Below are 4,130 nucleotides of genomic sequence, written 5' to 3'. Positions count from 1 at the left end.
CGGCCTATTGTGTTTCCACAATAGGCCGTTGTTATGCTGAGTGCGATTAGTAAAAACGCAGCCAGTAAATGTAGGTTAATACAGGCAATGATATATATGGCGTGAAGAATACTTGCCAATACCAGTTACGGGGAACAAAGCCAACACCGTAAATCATTGTTGTACAAATCGACCAAATCAGTGCAGGCGAAATGACTGGGCCAAAACCACCAATTGCTTGCGCAAAGAGTGTTGGGTCCCAGACAACTAGGGCCGTAAGCCCAAGTCCTGCCAGCATAGCAACAAGGCGTAATACCCCGAAGTCTAAATGCTTGTGTACTGCTTTAACCCACATATCTATCTTACTCACCAGACTCATCCAAGTTTTCGGTTGCTTCTAACCAAAGTGCATTAATAATGCCGAATGAACACGCAAGTAGAACACCTAAAATCCAAGCAAAATACCACATGGTGTCGTCTCCTTAGTACAGTGAGTTTTTATTTTCTTCGATGAACTTGTCATCAAGACGGCCAAACATTTTGTAGTAAGTCCAGATAGTGTAAGCCAAGATAATTGGCACCATCACGAACGCTACACCAGTCATAATGTTTAACGTTAGCTCAGAAGACGTCGCATCCCATACCGTTAAGCTGTGACCTGGGATCAAGCTTGAAGGCATGATGAATGGGAACAATGCGAAACCGAATGTCAGAATAACGCCAGCCATAGTTAGGCTTGATGTTAGGAATGCAAATGCACCACGGTCAGCTTTTGTTGCAAGAACAGTAAGCAGTGGCATCACAACAGCTAATACAGGTGCAATCCAAAGTAATGGGTATGCATCGTAGTTAGCAAATAGTGCACCAGATAGGCGTGCTACTTCTTTCGTCAATGGGTTCGACGGTGCATTCGTTACGATTTCAGATGTAATCACGAAACCTTCAATGCTTTGTGCCCATACACCTGCAATAGCAAACAATACCGCTGTCGCAATCGCTGTAATAACAGTCACATTACGTGCGCGAGTGTGAAGTTCACCCGTCGTTTTCATTTGTAGGTACGTTGCGCCTTGCGTGATGATCATCATTGAGCTAACTAGACCACAAACAAGTGCGAATGGGTTTAGTAGGCCAAAGAATGAACCTTTGTACGTTGGTACTAGGAATTCATTCAGCTCAAACGGAACACCTTGAAGTAGGTTACCGAAAGCCACACCGAAAATCACAGGTGGTACAAAGCTACCGATGAAGATCGCTTTATCCCATGTGCCACGCCATTGTTCGTTAGGCAACTTAGAACGGTAGTCAAAACCGATTGGGCGTAGCCATAGTGCTGCAAGCGTTAGCATCATGGCTAAGTAGAAACCCGAGAATGCAGTTGCGTAAACCAAAGGCCACGCTGCAAACAGTGCACCACCTGCAGTGATAAGCCAAACTTGGTTACCATCCCAGTGTGGGGCAATCGAGTTGATCATTACACGGCGTTCGCTATCGGTTTTACCGATAACAGGTACTAGTGCGCCAACACCCATATCAAAACCATCTGTTACCGCAAAACCGATGCAAAGCACACCAATTAATACCCACCAGATGAATCGCAATACTTCATATTCAAACATTGCTAAATCTCCCTATTACGCTTCAACCTGACGAGATACCACATTTTGCGGTTCGTCATTTTGTTCAAAGTGGTAGCGACCTGTTTTCAGGCTACTTGGACCTAGACGAGCAAACTTGATCATCAAGTACATTTCAGCAATTAGGAATGCTGTGTACAGGCTAATAATAATCGCTAACGACGTAAGGATTTCAGACGCGGCAAGATTAGAGGCAGCCATTGATACCGGAAGGATTTCACCTACAGCCCATGGTTGACGACCATACTCTGCAACGAACCAACCTGCTTCAATCGCAATCCAAGGAAGTGGAATAGCGTAAAGTGATGCCTTAAGTAGCCATTTCTTCTCGGTGATCTTGTGACGACACGTTTGGATAAACGCAGCACCAATGATCGCTAGCATGATAAAGCCAGCAGCAACCATGATACGGAAGCTCCAAAATAGCGGCCATACTGTCGGAATTGAATCATCAGCAGCTTGAGCAATGTGCTCTTCTGTTGCATCAACAACGTTGTCAGCATAAGGCTTAAGCAAGAAGCCGTAACCCAAGTCTTTTTTCACTTCATCGAACGCTGCAATGTTCTCAGGTGTTTTTTCACCTGCACGCAGTTTTTCTAGTAGACCGTAAGCAACCATACCGTTGCGAATACGCGCTTCATGTTCAACTTTCAGGTCACGTAGACCCGTTACTTCAGTATCCAATGAACGTGTCGCGATAATACCCATTAAGTAAGGGATTTTAATCGCGTAATCCGTTTCCATTGTTTCTTGGTTTGGAATACCAAATGCAGTAAAGGCTGCCGGAGCTTCTTCTGTATGCCATTCAGCTTCGATTGCTGCTAGTTTAGTTTTTTGAACATCACCTAGCTCGTAGCCTGACTCATCACCAAGGATGATTACAGAAATGATTGCCGCCATACCGAATGAAGAGGCAATTGCGAAAGAACGACGTGCAAATGGAATATCACGGCCTTTCAGCAAGTAGTATGCACTGATACCCATCACGAACATTGCGCCACATACGTAACCCGATGCTACTGTGTGAACAAACTTCACCTGTGCAACTGGGTTTAGGATAACTTCAGCGAAGCTCACCATTTCCATACGCATAGTTTCGAAGTTGAACTCAGCACCTACTGGGTTTTGCATCCAGCCATTGGCAATAAGAATCCAAAGCGCAGAGAAGTTAGAACCTAACGCAACTAACCAAGTTACTGTTAAGTGCTGACGCTTTGATAGGCGATCCCAACCAAAGAAGAACAGACCAACAAAAGTGGATTCTAAGAAGAACGCGACCAGCGCTTCAATCGCTAGTGGGGCACCGAAGATGTCACCAACGTAGTGGGAATAGTAAGCCCAGTTTGTACCAAACTGGAACTCCATGGATAGGCCTGTTGCCACACCTAGAGCAAAGTTAATACCAAAAAGCTTACCCCAGAACTTAGTCATGTCCTTGTAGATTTGCTTTCCAGTCATTACGTAAACAGACTCCATGATGGCTAGTAGGAAAGCCATACCGAGAGTCAATGGGACGAACAAAAAGTGATACATCGCAGTTAATGCGAACTGTAACCGCGATAGTTCGACGATATCAGTGAACATTGTGAACTCCTTTTTTCACCAGGCTGAGTGGTGACAGTACTTCGTAAGTGTACCTATGATTGGGCTTAGCAAAATGTAGTAAACAACATATGACAACTCATAAATCTTCCTGATTACCACAAACTTCATGGCATCCTTCTTATGTTGCTATTATGTTTTTAATTAGTTGCCTTATTGTTAAGCTACAGCTAATAAAGTCATTGCTAATATTACTGACAATTACCTCGAGCGGCAAAGGTTTTATCAAACATTTTGCTTTGATAAAAATCAATAAACACTGCTCATTTTTTAACCCGTGCAGACCAAGTTGATGTAGATCAAATTTTGTAATCTTTTATGCGGAAGGGAATGAGGGAAAAAAAAGACATTATCTTTCGATTTAATTCAAAGAAGTCATACTTGTACACATTCTGTTTTTAATTGATCATACCTGTTGCTATTACACTTAGAAAAAAGAAGGATATTATTAAGCGCTAGGTATCTATTTAGCTGACATAAAGCGAATAGATTCTTGCATAGACAAGCATCTAGGTCGTAAACCCACCATAAATAACATTAGATTTTCTAATCCTAAATTATAATTTTAATCGCTTTTTCTTAATAGAAATATTCCTATAATCAGCGTCAGAAGATTGATAAACATCCCACGCTGTAAAATATGTGTTTGGCAGAATAAACGCGAGATTACAGCTTTACTCTTAACTTGATTGAGGTTGTCGTTATGACTCGTATTTTTGAAAAAATTATCGCTTTTTACCAACCAAGTTTCTCTGAACTGTATAAGCGTGCTTACTAAAGCACCTTTTAAATGCGTCACAAATGAAGCATTTACTTTGTTGCGACTATGTCCATCGGTGATGTTGTCATAAAAATGTAAATAAGAAACCTGTTTTAATCATCATTATTAACTACTTATTTGGTAGTTTTTAT

The 4,130-nt window shown here is 42.1% G+C and carries 4 protein-coding genes; all 4 read right to left on the bottom strand.

The features are described from left to right. Positions 1–46 precede the first annotated feature (46 nt). Genes ASV53_RS23045 through cydA form a run of 4 tightly spaced genes read right to left on the bottom strand, consistent with a single transcriptional unit; the run spans position 47 to position 3,200 of the window. Positions 47–358 (bottom strand): cyd operon YbgE family protein, encoded by a 312-nt coding sequence (locus ASV53_RS23045; RefSeq protein WP_239928898.1) that lies wholly within the window; start codon positions 356–358, stop codon positions 47–49. Beyond that, on the bottom strand, positions 342–449 hold the full coding sequence (gene cydX / locus ASV53_RS23040; protein ID WP_048898756.1) for a cytochrome bd-I oxidase subunit CydX: 108 nt from the start codon (positions 447–449) through the stop codon (positions 342–344). The genes ASV53_RS23045 and cydX overlap by 17 nt, the downstream gene beginning before the upstream one ends. Before the next feature lie 12 nt (positions 450–461). Beyond that, a complete protein-coding gene (gene cydB, locus ASV53_RS23035; protein ID WP_094958851.1) occupies positions 462–1,598 on the bottom strand; it encodes a cytochrome d ubiquinol oxidase subunit II in 1,137 nt (378 codons plus the stop codon). A gap of 15 nt (positions 1,599–1,613) precedes the next feature. Continuing rightward, positions 1,614–3,200 carry a cytochrome ubiquinol oxidase subunit I gene (cydA, locus tag ASV53_RS23030; RefSeq protein WP_094958850.1) on the bottom strand — a complete coding sequence of 529 codons (1,587 nt, stop codon included), beginning with the start codon at positions 3,198–3,200 and terminating at the stop codon, positions 1,614–1,616. Positions 3,201–4,130: the final 930 nt, after the last annotated feature.

The organism is Photobacterium sanguinicancri (assembly GCF_002265265.1).
Taxonomy (GTDB): domain Bacteria; phylum Pseudomonadota; class Gammaproteobacteria; order Enterobacterales; family Vibrionaceae; genus Photobacterium; species Photobacterium sanguinicancri.
Note: the sequence above shows the minus strand (reverse complement) of the source record. Positions and strands in the feature narration are given on the sequence as shown.

What these genes read in the sequence shown, in the direction of transcription:
- cydA (WP_094958850.1), bottom strand. Translation starts at nt 3,200, where the DNA reads ATGTTCACTGATATCGTCGAACTATCGCGGTTACAGTTCGCATTAACT.
- cydB (WP_094958851.1), bottom strand. Translation starts at nt 1,598, where the DNA reads ATGTTTGAATATGAAGTATTGCGATTCATCTGGTGGGTATTAATTGGT.
- ASV53_RS23045 (WP_239928898.1), bottom strand. Translation starts at nt 358, where the DNA reads ATGAGTCTGGTGAGTAAGATAGATATGTGGGTTAAAGCAGTACACAAG.
- cydX (WP_048898756.1), bottom strand. Translation starts at nt 449, where the DNA reads ATGTGGTATTTTGCTTGGATTTTAGGTGTTCTACTTGCGTGTTCATTC.